13 protein-coding genes are annotated in these 16,296 nt (G+C 73.4%); 10 read left to right on the top strand and 3 right to left on the bottom strand.

Translation table 11 applies throughout. The annotated features are described in order from the left end of the window. Positions 1–64: 64 nt before the first annotated feature. The 7 genes from H9641_RS00400 to H9641_RS00370 all read left to right on the top strand — a co-directional run bounded on the left by H9641_RS00400 (position 65) and on the right by H9641_RS00370 (position 5,331). Positions 65–349: a F0F1 ATP synthase subunit epsilon gene (locus tag H9641_RS00400; protein WP_056646193.1), complete on the top strand. Its 285-nt coding sequence runs from the start codon at positions 65–67 to the stop codon at positions 347–349. Between the two features lie 18 nt (positions 350–367). After that, complete coding sequence (locus H9641_RS00395) at positions 368–784, top strand: DUF2550 domain-containing protein (protein WP_191799999.1); 417 nt, start codon at positions 368–370, stop codon at positions 782–784. A 195-nt stretch (positions 785–979) separates the two neighbouring features. Next, complete coding sequence (gene nucS, locus H9641_RS00390; protein ID WP_191799997.1) at positions 980–1,675, top strand: endonuclease NucS; 696 nt, start codon at positions 980–982, stop codon at positions 1,673–1,675. 97 nt (positions 1,676–1,772) lie between these two features. Further along, the gene (locus H9641_RS00385; RefSeq protein ID WP_191799995.1) at positions 1,773–2,435 is read left to right on the top strand and encodes a TetR/AcrR family transcriptional regulator; all 663 of its coding nucleotides are present in this window, start codon (positions 1,773–1,775) and stop codon (positions 2,433–2,435) included. Between the two features lies 1 nt (position 2,436). Further along, positions 2,437–3,426 carry a YndJ family protein gene (locus tag H9641_RS00380; RefSeq protein ID WP_191799993.1) on the top strand — a complete coding sequence of 330 codons (990 nt, stop codon included), beginning with the start codon at positions 2,437–2,439 and terminating at the stop codon, positions 3,424–3,426. Next, positions 3,423–3,947: a DUF1990 family protein gene (locus tag H9641_RS00375; RefSeq protein ID WP_191799991.1), complete on the top strand. Its 525-nt coding sequence runs from the start codon at positions 3,423–3,425 to the stop codon at positions 3,945–3,947. Before H9641_RS00380 ends, H9641_RS00375 begins: the two co-directional genes overlap by 4 nt. Positions 3,948–4,032: 85 nt before the next feature. Then, positions 4,033–5,331, top strand: a complete 1,299-nt coding sequence (locus H9641_RS00370) for an N-acetylglucosamine-6-phosphate deacetylase (protein ID WP_191799989.1) — start codon at positions 4,033–4,035, stop codon at positions 5,329–5,331. Between the two features lie 22 nt (positions 5,332–5,353). Here the strand turns inward: H9641_RS00370 and H9641_RS00365 are convergent, their stop codons facing one another. Then, positions 5,354–8,362 (bottom strand): glycoside hydrolase family 3 C-terminal domain-containing protein, encoded by a 3,009-nt coding sequence (locus H9641_RS00365; protein WP_191799986.1) that lies wholly within the window; start codon positions 8,360–8,362, stop codon positions 5,354–5,356. A gap of 277 nt (positions 8,363–8,639) precedes the next feature. Between H9641_RS00365 and H9641_RS00360 the strand changes: the two genes are divergently transcribed. The 3 genes from H9641_RS00360 (at position 8,640) to H9641_RS00350 (ending at position 12,384) form a co-directional block, all read left to right on the top strand. Further along, positions 8,640–10,301 (top strand): extracellular solute-binding protein, encoded by a 1,662-nt coding sequence (locus H9641_RS00360; RefSeq protein WP_191799984.1) that lies wholly within the window; start codon positions 8,640–8,642, stop codon positions 10,299–10,301. Between the two features lie 152 nt (positions 10,302–10,453). After that, on the top strand, positions 10,454–11,362 hold the full coding sequence (locus H9641_RS00355) for an ABC transporter permease (RefSeq protein ID WP_231907548.1): 909 nt from the start codon (positions 10,454–10,456) through the stop codon (positions 11,360–11,362). Further along, positions 11,359–12,384, top strand: a complete 1,026-nt coding sequence (locus H9641_RS00350) for a carbohydrate ABC transporter permease (RefSeq protein WP_068625368.1) — start codon at positions 11,359–11,361, stop codon at positions 12,382–12,384. Before H9641_RS00355 ends, H9641_RS00350 begins: the two co-directional genes overlap by 4 nt. Before the next feature lie 29 nt (positions 12,385–12,413). Here the strand turns inward: H9641_RS00350 and H9641_RS00345 are convergent, their stop codons facing one another. After that, positions 12,414–13,418: a LacI family DNA-binding transcriptional regulator gene (locus H9641_RS00345; protein WP_068625367.1), complete on the bottom strand. Its 1,005-nt coding sequence runs from the start codon at positions 13,416–13,418 to the stop codon at positions 12,414–12,416. Continuing rightward, a complete protein-coding gene (locus H9641_RS00340) occupies positions 13,402–16,275 on the bottom strand; it encodes a glycosyl hydrolase family 95 catalytic domain-containing protein (protein WP_191799980.1) in 2,874 nt (957 codons plus the stop codon). The genes H9641_RS00345 and H9641_RS00340 overlap by 17 nt, the downstream gene beginning before the upstream one ends. Positions 16,276–16,296 lie beyond the last annotated feature (21 nt).

Raw genomic sequence — 16,296 nt, 5'->3', positions numbered from 1 at the left:
CGGCCCACCGGCCGAGCACGCGGCGCGCTTCGTCAGACCCGTGCACCGACATGAAGGAGTTCAAGTGGCACAACTGAACGTCGACCTCGTGGCGGCGGACCGCAAGATCTGGTCCGGGACCGCGCGCGCCGTGAGCGCGCCGGCCGCCGACGGTGAGATCGGGATCCTCGCGGACCACTCACCGGTCCTGTCCGTCCTGGAGGCGGGCACCGTCCGGATCACCGGGGTCTCCGGCGAGAAGATCGCCGTCAAGGTCACCGGGGGCTTCCTCTCGGTGGACTCCAACCAGGTCATGCTCGTGGTCGACGACGCCGAGGTGCTCGACGCCTCGGCCGTCTCCGGCCACTGACGGGACCAGGTAGCACACGTGCCGCTCCCCGCCTGGATCGCGATCGGACTCCTTCTGGTTGTCCTGGTCGTGGTCGGGCTGGGAGCGTTGCGTCTTCGGGCCATCGCCCACCGGGTGGGCTCGTTCGAGTGCAGCGCTCGCCCGGCGGGGGCCGAGCAGGCCTCCTGGTCGCTCGGCATCGCGCACTACGGCGTCGGTCGCATCGACTGGTGGCGTTGCTGGTCCCTGTCCCTGCGCCCTGCGAGGTCCTGGCGCCGCCAGGACCTCGTGATCGTGTCCCGCCGCCCCGTCGAGGCCCCTGAGCGCGACCTCTTCCTGGTCGAGTGCTCGTACGAGGGCATGCGGTTCGAGCTGCTCATGTCGAGCGGTGCCTACGCGGGTCTGGCATCGTGGCTCGAGGCGGCCCCGCCCGGGCGCCGCGGTGTGGTCGTCTGAGGCTCTGTCGGCAGCCTGCTCGTCCGCCGCGACGGCCTGTCCGTCCTCCCGGCCGGCACCGACCCGCCCGTCCGTCCCCGGCGCCGCCCCCCAGGGGAGGCCGCCCCACCCGCTCGTCCCCCGGTCGGCGCTGCGCAAGCGTCGCTCTCCGTCGTCGTCCCCGGTCTTGCACCATCCCGGTCTGAGGAGTTCTTCGTGCGTCTCGTGGTTGCCCAGTGCTCGGCCCACTACACCGGTCGGCTCTCGGCCCATCTCCCGCTCGCGACCCGTGTGCTGCTCGTCAAGGCCGACGGCAGCGTGCTCCTCCACTCGGACGGCGGCTCGTACAAGCCGCTCAACTGGATGAGCCCTCCGTGCTCCATGGCGGTCACCGAACCCGACGAGACGGCACGGGAGCGCGGCGTGACCCAGGTGTGGGCCGTGCAGCACGCCAAGAGCGACGACCGCCTCGAGATCGAGCTGCACGAGGTGCTGCACGACTCGGCCCACGACCTCGGCGTCGACCCGGGTCTCATCAAGGACGGCGTCGAGGCCCACCTGCAGGAGATGCTCGCGGCGCAGATCCAGCTCCTCGGCACGGGGCACTCCCTGATCCGCCGGGAGTACCCCACGGCGATCGGTCCGGTCGACATCCTGGCCCGCGACAAGGACGGCGCGACGGTCGCGGTCGAGATCAAGCGCCGCGGTGACATCGACGGTGTCGAGCAGCTCACCCGCTACCTCGATCTGCTGAACCGCGACCCGCTGCTGGCCCCGGTGCGCGGAGTGTTCGCGGCACAGGAGATCAAGCCTCAGGCGCGTGTGCTGGCGACGGACCGGGGGATCGGTTGCCTGGTCCTGGACTACGACGCGATGCGCGGGGTCGACGACGTGGACTCGCGCCTCTTCTGACCTGGAGCCCGCACGCCCGCCCGCGTGCGGGCTTCTCTCGTGCTACATTTTTGAACATGTTCAAAAACCCCTCCGGCACCACGACCGAGACGACCCCGTGAGCCCCACGCCCAAGTCGGAGGAGACCCGGGCCAAGGTCCTCGGGGTGGCCCTCGCGATGCTGCGCGAGCAGGGGTACGAGGCCACGACCATGCGGGCCATCGCGGCGGAGGCGGGCGTGAGCACGGGCAACGCCTACTACTACTTCCCGTCCAAGGACCACCTGGTCCAGGAGCTGTACCTCGACGTCCTGCGCGCCCACCGGGCCGCTGCCGACGAGATCCTCGCGCAGGGTGGTTCTCTCGCCGAGCGGCTGCGGCGCGTGCTCGACGCGTCGGTCGACGTCTTCGCGCCGTACCACTCGTTCGGTGCGGAGTTCGTCTCGGTCGCGATCCGGCCGGGTGCGGCCGCCAACCCGTTCAGCGAGGCGTCCCGGGAGTCCCGCGAGCTCTCGCTCGGGATCTTCGAGGACCTCGTGGCCGGAGCCTCGCCCGCGGTGCCGCCCACCTTGCGGGCCCAGCTTCCCGAGCTGCTCTGGTTCGCCCAGCTCGGGGTGACGCTCTTCTGGGTCCAGGACTCGTCGTCGGGCACGGCGCGGACCCGGCGCCTGGTCGCCGGGGCGAGCCCCGTCGTGGGGAAGCTCGTGCGCCTGTCACGCCTGCCCGTCGCGCGCGGGGTCGTCGACGACGTCCTGCGCCTGACCTCGTCCCTGCGAGGCTGAGGTGTCCCCGGCGACGGCCCTGCTCGTCGACCTCGTGGTCGCGCTCGGGCTCGTCGTGGTCCTCCCGCTCGGGCTGTCGCTGCTCGGGTCGCGCGTCGTGCCCGGGGCGGGCGGTCCGTGGTGGCCTGTGGCCGGGGCCGCCGCGGCCGCGGGAGCGTGGCTCCCGCACGGCCCGGCGGGGCAGCTCGCGACGGTCCCCTTCCTCGGGGGATCGGCGGTCCTGCTCGTGGCCGCGGTCCGCGGGGCCCTTCCCGGCCCGACGGCGCCGCGACCGCTCGCCGTGCGGCTCGCCGTGGGCGTGGCGCTCGCCCTGCCGAGCGTCGGTGCCGCTGCGATGCTCGCCGATCGCGGGGGCTGGGGTCTGCTCGGCTTCTCGGGGACCTATCTCGCGCTGACCGTCCCGCACATGCTCTTCGCGGGTTTCGCGGCGGCCCTGGTCGCGGGGCTCGTCGTCGGGATCGACGAGTCTCGCTCTCCCGGTTCTCCCGAGCACATGGTGAGCCGGGACCGCGGCCGAACCCGAACCCGGAGCCGCGCCGCACGCGCCGGCGCGTGGGGCGTCCCGGTCGGCACGGGACTGGTCCTCGTGGGCTACCTCGTGGGCGACGTGGCCGAGCTGGCGGGTGCGCTCGTGCTCACGGGGGCGCTGTGGTGCACCGCGTGGGCCGTCCTCGGGCTTGCGGCACGGGGCTGGGCACGGGGACTGCTCGTCGCCGGATCCGTCGCGGTGGCGTGCTCGATGCTGCTCGCGGTGTGGTGGGCCGTGGGTGAGGCGACCGGGCTGCCGCACCCGAGCATCGGGCAGATGGCCGCGACGCACGGCGTGGCCAACGCGGTCGGGTTCGCGCTGTGCACGCTGCTGGGGCTCCGGACGGTCCGGGGCGCGCGGGGGTGGCGGCTCGAGCGCTCGAGGCCCGGCGGCCCCGCACTGCAAGGAACAGCCAGCCGGCCACACAGACCCAGCAGGACCCCAGGACGGAGACAGGCATGACGCAGAGCCGGACGACCTACCCCGAGGTGGGCGCGACGCGCGCCGCGGAGCTGCCCCCGGGCTACGCCCACCTCCGCCTGCGCCACCGGCTGTCCGAGCGCCCGTGCTCGGTCGCGGAGCTCGGGCGCCTGGGCGAGCAGCTCCTGACCTGGCAGGTGCACGCGGCGGCGCACGTGCGGATCGAGACGTCGGCCCCGGTCGCCGAGCCGGGTGGGCGTGTCGTCACGCAGCTCGGGGTGGGGAGGGTGCGGCTGAACGAGCCCTGCGAGATCGTGTGGGTCGAGCGCGAGGAGCAGCGCATCGGGTTCGGCTACGGGACGCTCCCCGGGCACGTGTTCGTGGGGGAGGAGGCGTTCGTGCTCGAGCGGGACGCGGCCGGGGACGTGTGGTTCGTGGTGGACGTCTTCAGCAACCCCGCGGCACGCTGGGTCTCGGCGCTGCGCCTGTTCGTCCCGACCTTCCAGCGCCTGTACATCGCACACCTCGCCCGGGCGGCGCGTCGGCTCCTGCGCGACGGATGAGTCGTCGTCTCGGCCCTCGACCGCCCTGCGGTGGGTACCGTGACCATTCGTGCGTCGTCCGAACGAAGTGCGCAAGAATGAGGACATGACGTCGAACGCCTCCCCGCAGCCCATCGTCCCGTCGTCCGCAGGAGCCGCGCGCTCCGCACTGCGTGGGCGCGTGGTCACCCCGCAGGAGGTCGTCGAGGACGGCGTCGTCGTCCTCGACGGGGCGACGATCGCGTGGGTCGGCGACCGCCGGGACGCCGCAGCCGCCGGGTACGGCGCCGAGGTCGAGGCGGCCGAGGCTCCGGTCGATGGTCAGGTCGTCCTGCCCGGGCTCGTCGAGCTGCACAACCACGGCGGCGGCGGTGCGAGCTTCCCGGACGCCGAGGACGCCGAGCAGGCTCTCGTCGCGGTGCGTGAGCACCGGCGCCACGGGACCACGAGCCTGGTCGCCTCGCTCGTGACGGCCGAGCGCGAGACGCTCCTGCGGAGGGTCGCGACGCTCGCCGACCTGGGAGACGCGGGCGAGATCGCGGGCATCCACCTCGAAGGTCCGTTCCTGTCGGAGGTGCGCTGCGGTGCGCAGAACCCGCACGACATGCTCGCGGGCGACCCCGACCTGGTCCGGGCCATCGCCGAGGCCGGGCGCGGCCACTTCCGCACCATGACGTTCGCGCCCGAGGTCCCGGGCAACACGGGTCCCGGGGGCGTCGTCGAGATGCTCGTCGAGGTCGGCGCGGTCCCCTCGATCGGGCACACCGACGCCTCGTCCGAGCAGACCGACGCCGCGATCGCCGAGGGGGTCGCGGCCCTCGCGGCGCGCCGGGCGGCGCAGGTCGCGGCGGGCGAGCCCGTCGGTCCGGCGCCGCGCCTGACCGCGACGCACCTGTTCAACGGCATGCGGCCCCTGCACCACCGGGCGCCGGGCCCCGTCGCGGCGTGCCTGGCGGCCGCGGCGCGCGGCGAGCTCGTGGTCGAGCTCGTGGCCGACGGCACCCACCTCGCGGCCGGGACCGTGCGCAGCGTGTTCGAGCTCGTCGGGCCCGACGCGATCGTGCTCGTCACCGACGCGATGGCCGCCGCGGGCATGGCGGACGGCACCTACCAGCTCGGCCCCATGGCCGTGACGGTCGCCGACGGCGTCGCACGGCTCGACGACGGCACGCCCGAGGGTTCGATCGCAGGCGGCACGTTCCACCTGCTCGACGTGGTGCGGGCGACGACCGGGTTCGGCATCCCGCTCGTCGACGCGGTCAAGGCAGCCTCGTACACGCCCGCAGGCGTCCTGGGGCGCTCGGACATCGGAGCGCTCGAGGCCGGGCGCCGTGCCGACGTCGTCGTGACCGACGCCGACCTGACGCCGCTCGCAGTGTGGCGTGGGGGCCTGCCGGTCGTCTGACCGGAGCCGGTCGCTGCTCGCCTCAGAACCGGATCGAGGCGAGCCGTGCGGCGCCCTCGACCCGGGCGAGGAGGTCCACGGCGCCCGTGATCGTGTCCGGGACGTCGAGGGCGGCGTCCCGCCACGAGTAGCGGCCCGACGCCCCGACCTCGACCCGGCCCACGGGCTCCCAGGTGCCGGCGCGGTCCCCGGCGCGACGGACCAGGAGCTCGACGGTCCCCACGGACGGGCCGTCCGGTGTCCCCGGGCCGCCGGCGCCGGAGCCCGGCCCGTCCCCGCCCGCACCGGGCGCGTGGCCCGTACGGGGCCCGGTCGTCGAGGCGACCGACAACGTCGCGCGCGGCCCGCCGTCGAGCACGAGGCCGTCGTAGCGCGCCCAGCCCGACGTCCGGCCGGCCGCGACCTCGATCGCCGAGCCCTCCTCGGGGGTGCGGTCGCTCGTGAGCACGCCGTCGTACGCGTCGAACCCGTGAGCGAGGAGCGTCACCCCGTCGAGGGGGCGGGCGGGGCGTGGTGTGCCCGTGACCCGCAGGGGAGCGCGGACCGGGAGATCGACGCTCGACGGCCCCGTGCCGATCTCGTAGCCGCCCGGCTGGAGGTGGAAGGCCCCGGGCGTCGACGTGCCCGGACCCTGCGTGCTCACGCCCACGTCCCAGACGGCGAGCCGCGAGACGTCGATCGCGAGGTCGACGCTCGCGGCCTCGCCCGGCGCGAGGTGTACCCGGGTGCGTGCCACGAGGCGACGGCGTGGCGCGGCCACCGGCAGGTCCCGGGTGACCCCGTACAGGGCCACGAGCTCGTCGACCGGTCGGGCCCCCGTGTTGCGCAGGCGCACGGTCGCGGTCAGGGGCGCGACCCGGGCGGTCACCTCCTCGGGGGTCGTCCCGGTCGCGGACGGGAGCTCGGGGGTCGAGAGCGTGATCGCGTCGTACGCGACCGTGGACCAGGACAGGCCGTGCCCGAACGCGTACAGAGGGTCGGCGTCGCTGTACCAGTAGGTCGTGCCGGCCGACACGACGTCGTAGTCGAGGATCTCGCCCGCGTCCCGGGTCTCTCGCCACCACGTCTGCGCGAGGCGTCCGGTCGGCTCGAGGTCGCCCGAGAGCACGTCGACGAGCCCCGGACCCAGCTCCTGCCCGCCGTGCGACGTCCACACGACCGCGGCGGCCTCGTCGGCGACGGACCCCAGGGCGTAGGGGTAGCTCGAGACGACCACGAGCACGGCGGGTCGGCCCGACTCGTGCGCGACCTTCCAGATCTCCTGCGCGCCCGTGGGCAGATCGAGGTGCGGGCGGTCCTCGGTCTCCCGGCCCAGCACGTGCGGGTCGTTGCCCACCGCGACGAGGACGACGTCGGCCTCCGCAGCGACCCGGGCGACCTCCGGGGCGCCGGCCCGCACGGTCCGCACCGTGAACCGCTCGGCGGCCGCAGCGTCGTCGGCGTCGGCGACCAGCAGGCCGCTGCCGTGCTGGACGCGCACCCACCGGCGGCTCCCGACGTGCTGGAGCGACCAGGACCCGTCGGCGTGGCGGTGCGAGCGGAAGGTCTCCTGCGCGACCCAGCCGCCGATCCGCTCGGCGTCCGCCGCGAGGATCCACGAGGACCCGGTGAGCAGGCGGCCGCTCCCGACCGAGCGCAGCGTCAGGACCCCCTCACCCCAGTCGGTCACGTCGAGGTGGGTGCTGCGCGTCGAGGTCGGGGACGTCGCGGTCAGGACCGACGCGTCGTCGCTCACCTCGACGTACGCACCCGTCGAGCGGGAGCGCAGCGCGACCCGGTCGGCGCCGTCGGCGACGAGGACCTCCGCTCCCGGGTAGCGCGCGACGAGAGCTGCGGCGATCGACGTGGTGTACGGCGGTGTGCCCGAGTACCAGTCGTGGACCACCCGGTCGGCGTGGGGGCCGACGACCGCGACCCGGGTCGGGGCGGCAGGGAGCGGCAGCGCCCCGCGGTTCGAGAGCACGACGACGCCGCGCGCGACCGCCTCGCGCGCGAGCGCTCGGTGCTGGGGCAGGTCGATCGCGTCGGGGCCGATCGACCGGTAGGGGTCCTGGTCGGGTGGGGAGAGCTCGCCCGTCCGGGCGCGCAGGACGAGGAGGCGCAGGACCGCGCGGTCGACGTCGGCCTCGCTGACCAGGCCGGCGGCGAGCGCCGCCGTGACGCGCTCGACCGTGAGGCGGGGGTCGGCGTCGTTGTCGGTGAACGAGTCGACGCCGGCCCGCAGCGCGGCGGCGTGCGACGCGGTGTGCGTCGGGAAGTAGCGCTCGGACTCGACCAGGTTGGTGGGGGCCGCGGCGTCGGAGACCACCGCGATCGAGCCCGGGGCCCACCCCCGCAGCTCGTCCAGGAGCTCGCGGGCGACGTGGTTGGGACGCCCGTTGACGAGGTTGTAGGACGGCATGACGGCTCCGACCGCGCCGGAGGCGACCGCGCCCCGATAGGCGGGGAGCTCGTACTCGCGCAGTGCCTGAGGTGGGAGGTGCGAGCTCGTGACCGACCGGTCGACCTCGTTCGAGTAGCCGAGGAAGTGCTTGAGCGTCGGCACGGTCTTCCAGACCGTCGGGTGCGTGCCGCGCAGCCCCCGGGCGTAGGCCGTCGCGAGCTCTGCGGTCAGGTGAGGATCCTCGGAGAAGCCCTCCTCGCCACGGCCCCAGAGGGGGTGGCGCAGCGGGTTCACGACAGGTGCCCAGACGTTGAGGCTCACCGTGGGGTCGGCCGCGTGCTTGGCCCGGACCTCGGTCGCGACCGCGTCGCCCACGCGGGTGAGCAGGTCCTCGTCCCACGCGGCCGCGAGCCCCACGGGCTGGGGGAAGACCGTCGCGGTGCCGAGCCACGAGACCCCGTGCAGGGCCTCGGTGCCCGTGCGGAACGGGGCGAGCCCCAGCCGCTCGACGGCCGGGGCCGCCTGGTGCAGCATGGCGATCTTCTCGTCGAGCGTCAGGAGCGCGAGGACCGCGGCGGCCCGGGCCTCGACGGGGTCGAGGTCCGGGGCGTCCTGGGCCAGGTCGGGGGCGTCGTGGAGAGAGTGCATGGCTCCTCGTTCTTCGAAACGGTTCGACAATGAACCGGGTACGTACAGGCCAAGAGGGGTGTCGGTATCGTCCACCAGATCGTGCGCCGAGGCAAGGTGGTCGCGTTTCCACGGTTGCTATTGCTTCACCCGGTGCGCGTGCCATAGAGTCCTGGGCGTCGAACCGCTTCGACGTTCTTCGAGGCTGACGACGAGCATCCACAACGGTCTGGCTCCGCCGGTCCGCACCATGGCACGATGCCGTGCCGCGTTATCCACGAAGGAGTGAAGAACGCCCATGAAGAGGCAATCAGCTACCGCACCGATGCAGGGCACGCTCAACCGCCGCTCGTTCCTCGGCCTGCTCGGCGCCGGGATCGCCGTGGTCGGCGTGCCCTCGCTGCTCTCGTCGTGCAGCACCGCGGGCGCCGGGGTGAACGCCGCCACGGCAGGCAAGGTCAGCGCGGGCGTGCTCCCGGGGTACTTCCCGGTCGAGTACGTCTCGCCCGACTTCCCGAGCGTCAACGGTTCGACGGCGGGCTACGCCTCGATCCCGAAGGAGCTCGTCAAGGCGTTCCCGAAGCCGCCCGGGAGCGGCGGCACCTACACCGCGATGACGCCGCTGTGGGGCACCATCCCGCCGACCAAGGGCAACCAGTACTTCGACGCGGTCAACGAGGCGTCGGGGACCACGCTCGCGTTCCAGATCAGCGACGGCAACACCTACGGGGACAAGCTCGCGGCCGTGCTCGCCTCCGCGAAGGACGTCCCGGACTGGGTCTCGATCCCCTCCTGGAACGTGCCGCCGCGCTTCGGCCAGGCCGTCGACGCGCTGTTCGAGGACCTCACACCGTTCCTCGCGGGCGACGCCGTCAAGAAGTACCCCAACCTCGCGAACATCTCGACCGACACCTGGAAGTTCTGCGTCTTCAACGACAAGCTGTACGCGCTGCCCTTCCCCGGCGAGATCATCACCGACGCCACGTTCTACCGTGCGGACGTGTTCGACGAGCTCGGCATCACGGCGCAGCCCACGAACGCCCAGGAGCTGCTCGACCTCGCCAAGGAGGTCACGGACCCTGCGGCCAAGCGGTGGGGGGCCAACGACCTGTGGGTCACGGCCACGCAGATGTACTCCGTCCCCCCGAAGTGGAAGGTCGACGACGAGGGCAAGCTGGTCCACCGGGTCGAGACCGACGAGTACCGAGCGGCGCTCGAGTGGCAGTCCAAGCTCTACGCGCAGGGCTCCGTCCACCCCGACGCGGTCGCGGACAACTCCGGCGACGCCAAGCAGCGCTTCGAGTCGGGCCAGGTCCTCATCTCGAGCGACGGCCTGGGCGGCTGGCACGAGGCGCTGGGACGCAACCTCCCCATCAACGCCGCGTACTCGCAGCTGCCCTTCGCCCCTTTCGCGGCCGACGGCGGCAAGGCCACGCTCTTCAAGGGCAACCCCGCGAACATCTTCAGCTTCCTCAAGAAGAACTCCGACAAGGCCAAGATCGAAGAGCTGCTGACGGTCGCGAACTTCCTGGCGTCCCCGTTCGGCACCGAGGAGTTCGCGCTCATCAACTACGGGGTCGAGGGCGTCCACTACGACCTGGACGAGAACAACCTCCCCGTCTCGACCGACCGGGCGGCGACCGAGCTCCAGCCGACCTTCATCTTCCTCACCGACCCGCCGGTCGTGAACGCCAAGGTCCAGTACCCGGGCTTCGTCGAGGCCTTCTGCACCTGGATGGCCGACGCCGCGAAGACGACCGTCGACCCGGTCTTCTACGGACAGCAGATCACCGAGCCCAACCAGTACGCCTCGATCGCCCAGCCGTTCGAGGACCTCGAGAAGGACATCGCGCGCGGCCGCAAGTCCATGACGGACCTCGACGCGGCGATCACCACGTGGAAGTCCGCCGGCGGTGACGAGCTGCGCGCGTTCTACCAGGACATCCTGGACGCGCAGTGACGCTCCACGTCGGAGACCGGGGCCGGGTGCCCACCGCGGCCACCGGCGACGGCGAGGTTCCGGGCCCGGCGGACGCGACGCCCTCGGGCCCGGGAGGGGGCGCGGCCGCCGTCGCGGACCCCGCAGCCCCGCCCGTCCCGGCGGTCCGCAAGATCCCCTGGCGGGTCCGCCTCCGGCGTGACCGGTCGCTGATCCTCATGACGCTGCCCGCGGTGATCCTGCTGGTCGTCTTCGCGTACGTCCCCATGCTCGGCAACGTCGTCGCGTGGCAGGACTACTCGCCCTACGTCGGGATCGGTGGCAGCCCGTTCATCGGGTGGGCCAACTTCGAGCGCATCTTCACCGACCCGCTCTTCCTCGACGCGATCGTCAACACCCTGACGATCACGGCGTTCCAGCTCGTGTTCTTCTTCCCCGTCCCGATCGTCCTCGCGCTCCTGCTCAACAGCGTCGTGACACCGGGCGTGCGGACCATGATCCAGTCGATCGTCTACCTGCCGCACTTCTTCTCCTGGGTGCTCGTCGTGACGATCTTCCAGCAGATCTTCGGCGGGGCCGGCTTCATCAACCAGCACCTCGCGGCGGCCGGGCACCAGGGGTTCGACCTCATGACGAACCCCGACACGTTCCTGCTGCTCATCACGGCGCAGTCCGTGTGGAAGGACGCGGGCTGGGGGATCATCATCTTCCTCGCCGCGCTCAGCACCGTGGACCCGGCGCTGTACGAGGCCTCGGCCATGGACGGCGCGGGCCGGTGGCGCCGCATGTGGCACATCACGCTGCCCGCGCTGCGGCCCGTCATCATCCTGCTGCTCATCCTGCGCCTGGGCGACGCGCTCACGGTCGGGTTCGAGCAGCTCATCCTCCAGCGAGGAGCCGTCGGGGCGGGCGTGTCCGAGGTCATCGACACGTTCGTCTACTACCAGGGCGTCGTCAACGGCGACTGGGCCTTCGCGGCCGCTGCAGGGCTGGTCAAGGGGATCGTCTCCCTGCTGCTGGTCCTCGGCGCGAACAAGCTGGCGCACGTCTTCGGAGAAGCGGGAGTGTACAAGCGAGCATGAGCACCACGACGAACGCGGACCGGGCCCCGCGCAGCGGGCCCGACACCACGGGCGCCCCGGGCGATCCCGGCCGAGCGACCCCCGGCGCGTCGGGCGGAGCCACGCCCCTCAAGCGGCGCCGGCGGTCCAAGCACCGCGCCCCGTGGGAGGGCGACCCGCACCCCGTGGGGGCCGTCGCCAAGGTGGTGATCCTCGCCGCGATCGTGTTCGTGGTGGTCTTCCCGCTCTACACGATCATCCTCACGTCGCTGTCCTCGCAGGCCGACATCACGCGCTCGGGGGGCCTGGTCACGATCCCCGGGTCGCTGAGCCTGAGCGCGTACTCGCAGATCCTCGCGGGCGGGATCGTCACGCAGGCCGCGCTCGTGAGCATCGGTGTCACGCTCGTGGGCACGCTGCTGTCCACGTCGGTGTCGGTCCTCGCGGCCTACGGGCTGAGCCGTCCGGGCTCGTTCGGGCACCGCCCGCTGCTGTTCACGCTGCTCGTGACCATGTTCTTCGGGGCAGGCATGATCCCGACCTACCTGCTGGTCAGCGCGCTCGGGCTCATCGACACGTACTGGTCGCTGATCCTGCCGGGCGCGGTGTCGGCGTTCAACGTGCTCATCCTGCGTGCCTTCTTCATGGGCATCGACCGGAGCATCACCGACGCCGCGCGCATCGACGGCGCGGGGGACTGGCGCATCCTGGGCCGGATCGTCATGCCCATGTCCAAGGCGTCGATCGCGGTCGTCGCGCTGTTCTACGGGGTCGGCTACTGGAACGCGTTCTTCAACGCGATGCTCTACATCAACGACAACGCCAAGTGGCCGCTCCAGCTCGTGCTGCGCTCGTACGTGCTCCAGGGCGTGACCCTGCCGGGCAGCGGGGTCAACCAGGTGGACGTCGCGGCGGGGGCCGTGACGGGACTGCCGGTCAAGATGGCCGTCATGGTCCTGGCCGTGATCCCGATCCTCGCGATCTACCCGTTCGTCCAGCGGCACTTCACCAAGGGCGTGATCTTCGGGGCCATCAAGGGGTGAACTGACGGCTCCGGACGAACGACCGGCGGCTACCGCGGCGCCCTGCGGGTGCTGCCACGGTCGGTCAGCACGGGGGCGAGCAGCCTGGTCTCGGCCGGCTGGTCGCCCCCGAGGCGCGCCACGACCATCTCGACCGCGACCCGGCCGATCGCCTCGGCCGGGATGTCGACGCTCGTCACGGGGGACTGCATCGCGAGAGCCACGTCGGTGGGGCACACGGCCACGACCGAGACGTCCTCGGGCACCGACTTGCCGCGCTCGCGCAGGTGCGCGAGCACGTGCGGCAGGGCGACCTCGTTGTGCACGACGACGCCCGTGACGCCCGGCATCGCGTCGAGCAGCCGGTCGACCGCGTCGTACGCCCCGGCCACGGACGACTCGGCGGGCTCGATCGCGTACGTCGCGCCGGCCTGCTCGCACGCCGTGGTGAACCCGCGCAGCATGCGCTCGGCGTAGGACGTGTGCCGCTCGAGCACCGCGGGCGGCGAGCCGATCAGCGCGACGTGCCGGTGCCCCTGGTCGAGCAGGTGCCGGACCGCGGTGCGCCCCGCGGCCTCGAAGTCCAGGTCCACGCAGCTCAGGCCCGCGGGGTCGCGGGGGAGCCCGATCAGCACGGTCGGCTGCTTGAGGCCCACCAGGACCGGGATGCGGGGATCGTCGTCCTCGACGTCCATCATGACCAGGGCGTCGACCATCGAGCCGCTCGCGACCCGGTCGAGGCCCGTGGTGTCGTCCTGGGTCAGGAGCAGGACGTCGTGGTCGACCGCCCGCGCGCTCGTCACGACCCCGGCGACGAACTGCATGATGACCCCGACGTTGACGCCCACGCGCAGCGGCGCCATGAGTGCGATGACGTTGGTGCGTGCCGAGGCCAGGGCGCGCGCCCCCGCGTGGGGTCGGTAGCCGAGCTGCTCGATCGCACGCTCGACCCGGTGCCGCGTCGCCGCGGAGATCGGGCGCTTGCCCGACAGGACGTAGGAGACGGTCGAGGCGGAGACCCCGGCGGTCTTCGCGACGTCATCGATCGTGGCCACGGTGTGCTCCTTCTCGGGCGGGGACGGCAGGGGACGGCGGCCCCCCGGCGGGTGGTCCGGCGGCATGGCCGGCGGGGTCCTGGGAGGGGGTCGGGTCCGTGGCGGAGGACGTGCAGGACGCGCCGAGAGCCTCGTGCCCGAGGGCAACCCTAGCGCCGGGCGCGAGGTCGACGTCGGCACGGCGCCCGTCCGCGGTGCGCAGCCGGAAGCGGACGGCGCGCGTCGGGGGAGCGGTCAACCGGACCTCGGTCACGCGCATGTCCCGCCAGGTGATCCCCACGAGGATCCCGCCACGTGCTCGCAGCCCGTCGACCTCGCCCTGGGGCCAGGCCTCGGGCAGCGCGGGCAGCAGGTCCAGGTGGTCGGTGTGGCTCTGGAGGAGCATCTCGGCGATCGCGGCCGTGAGGCCCAGGTTCCCGTCGATCTGGAACGGCGGGTGCGCGCTGAAGAGGTTCGGGTAGAGCCCGCCGCGGTGCGGGGCGGGCCCGCTCTCCAGCGGGTCCGACGGCGACGCGACCGTCCGCAGCGCGAGCCGCACCTGGTCGTGGGCCCGGTCGCCGCGCCCGAGCCGGGCCCACAGCGCGGCCCGCCAGGCGAGGGACCAACCGGTCGACTCGGGGCCGCGCAGGTCGAGGCTCCGCGCCGCGGCCCGGCACAGGTCGGGGTGCTCCTCGGGGGTCAGGCTCCCCAGGGGGAACAGTCCCACGAGGTGCGAGAGGTGCCGGTGCTCGGGCTCGGCCTCGGGCAGGTCCTCGGCCCACTCGAGCAGGCCCCCGCCGGCCCCCACCCGGGGGGACGGGAGGAGCGCGACCGCGGTCTCGAGGTCGGCCAGCCACCCGGGAGCGCCCCGCTCCGGGCCGCCCGGCTCCACGAGCGCGGTGTGCGCGGCGCGGCACGACGCCGCGAGGTCGCGCAGCAGGGCGACGTCCATGGTGACCGACGTCGCGACGGCGACGGGGTCGCCGTCGGGCCCGACGTAGTGGTTCTCGGGGGACGTCGACGGTGACGTCCAGGCGCGGCGTGGCGCCCCGACGAACCCGTCGGCGTCGCGCGGGACGTCGGTGCAGATCCAGTCGAGCGCGAAGAGCCCCGCTCCCTCGAGGACGGGCCATGCCACGTCGCGCAGGTAGTCCGGGTCGGGGGCGAACACGTAGTGGTCCCAGACGTGGCGTGCGAGCCAGGTCCCTCCCAGCGCCCAGCTCGCCCAGGCGGGGTCGCCGTGCCCCGCGCCCACGGGCCAGGCGTGCCCCCAGGCGTCGGTGTTGTGGTGCGCGACCCACCCGCGCGTGCCGTAGAGCATCGCGGCCGCGCGGGCCCCGGTGCCCCGGGCGATCCGCGCGGTCAGGTCGAGCAGAGGTTCGTGGCACTCGGCGAGGCCCGTGGTCTCGGCCGCCCAGTAGTTCATGGGCGTGTTGATGTTGAGCGTGTAGCTGCTGCTCCACGGCGCCGGGAGCTCGTCGTTCCACAGGCCCTGCAGGGTCGCGGGGAGCCCTCCGGGTCGCGAGCTCGAGATCAGGAGGTAGCGACCGTAGTGGAAGGCGAGCGCGGCCAGCGTGGGGTCCGCCGCGTCGGCCGGCGTCGCCGCGACGGCGGCCGGGCGCCGCAGGTGGTGCGCGGTCGACGCGGTGCCCGTCGTCGCGGTCCCGGTCGCTTCCACTCGTGCGGGGGCCGGCCCGAGCCGGAGCCGGACCCGGTCGAAGAGGCGACGGTGCTCGTCGACGTGGCGGCGTCGAAGTCGTTCGACGACGCCTGCGACCTGGTCCTCCGTCGCGGTGCCCGACCCCCCGGCGGTTCCCCGGTCCCCGAGGGCCGCGACGGCGCTCGCTGTCGCGCGCGCGGACGCGTCGGCTCGCGAGCCAGGTCCCGCGGCCGTCGGGTCCTGCGAGGTCGCGGTCGCGACGACGAGCACGTGCCGCCGCGCCGCGGGCAGGACGAGCAGGCCCTCCTCGACCCGCGCACCGGGGGCGGCGACGACCGCGACCGCGTGCCGCCCGCCGTCGGCGTACCGCACCGGGACCTCGACGCTCTCGTGGCCCGGAGCGACGTCGACCGGGAGCTGCACCTCGTGCCGGAGCACTCCGCAGGAGAGGTCGTTGCGGGCCTCGGCGAGACCGGGGGCCGCACCGGGGGCAGCGGTCGCGCGGGGGGCGGCGACCGACGCCGCCCGCAGGACGCTCGAGACGCGGACCGCGAGGATGCTCGGTGCGCTGGACGTGACCGTATGGACGAGCACGTGGTCGGCGGCGCTGACCCACGTCTCGTGACGGACGTCGGGGCCCGGCCGCACCGACCCCGGCAGAGAGTACTCGTGCGACGCGACGGCCTCGTCCAGGTCGAGCCGTCGCGCGTAGCCGGCAGCCTGGCTCGTCGCGGGTGCGGTCGGTGCGTCGAGCTGGTCGAGTCCGTGCGGCCGCCCGGCCGCGCCCGTCCCTCCGGCGGCTTCGACGGTCACCCAGACGTCGACGAACGGGAGGTAGGCCTGCGCGTACGGGGTCTGCACGTCTTGCAGGAGCCGCTCGGCGCGGTGGGCGTCTCCTGCCGCGACGGCCTCCCGGACCGCGGCGAGGTGCGCGGGTCCGTGGGCCCGTGGCGCGTCGGGCGTCCAGGCCGGGGGGCGCGCACCGGTGCCCACGGCCCCGTCGTGGGGGAGAGGTTCGGTCCCGGTGCCGGACCACACGGTCGCGTCGTTGACCTGGAGCCGCTCGGTGCCGATCCTGCCGAAGCACATGGCGCCGATCCTCCCGTTGCCCACCGGAAGCGCTTCGACCCACTTCTCGGCGGGCTGATCGTCCACGAGCGACCATCTGTCGAACGGGCCGCTCGGCGAGCCTCGGCGCTCGTCTTGCCGCGCGATCATGCGGTTTGCCTCCTCGTGGCA

Source organism: Oerskovia merdavium (assembly GCF_014836755.1).
Classification (GTDB): domain Bacteria; phylum Actinomycetota; class Actinomycetes; order Actinomycetales; family Cellulomonadaceae; genus Oerskovia; species Oerskovia merdavium.
This window is presented reverse-complemented; position numbering and strand designations above follow the sequence as displayed.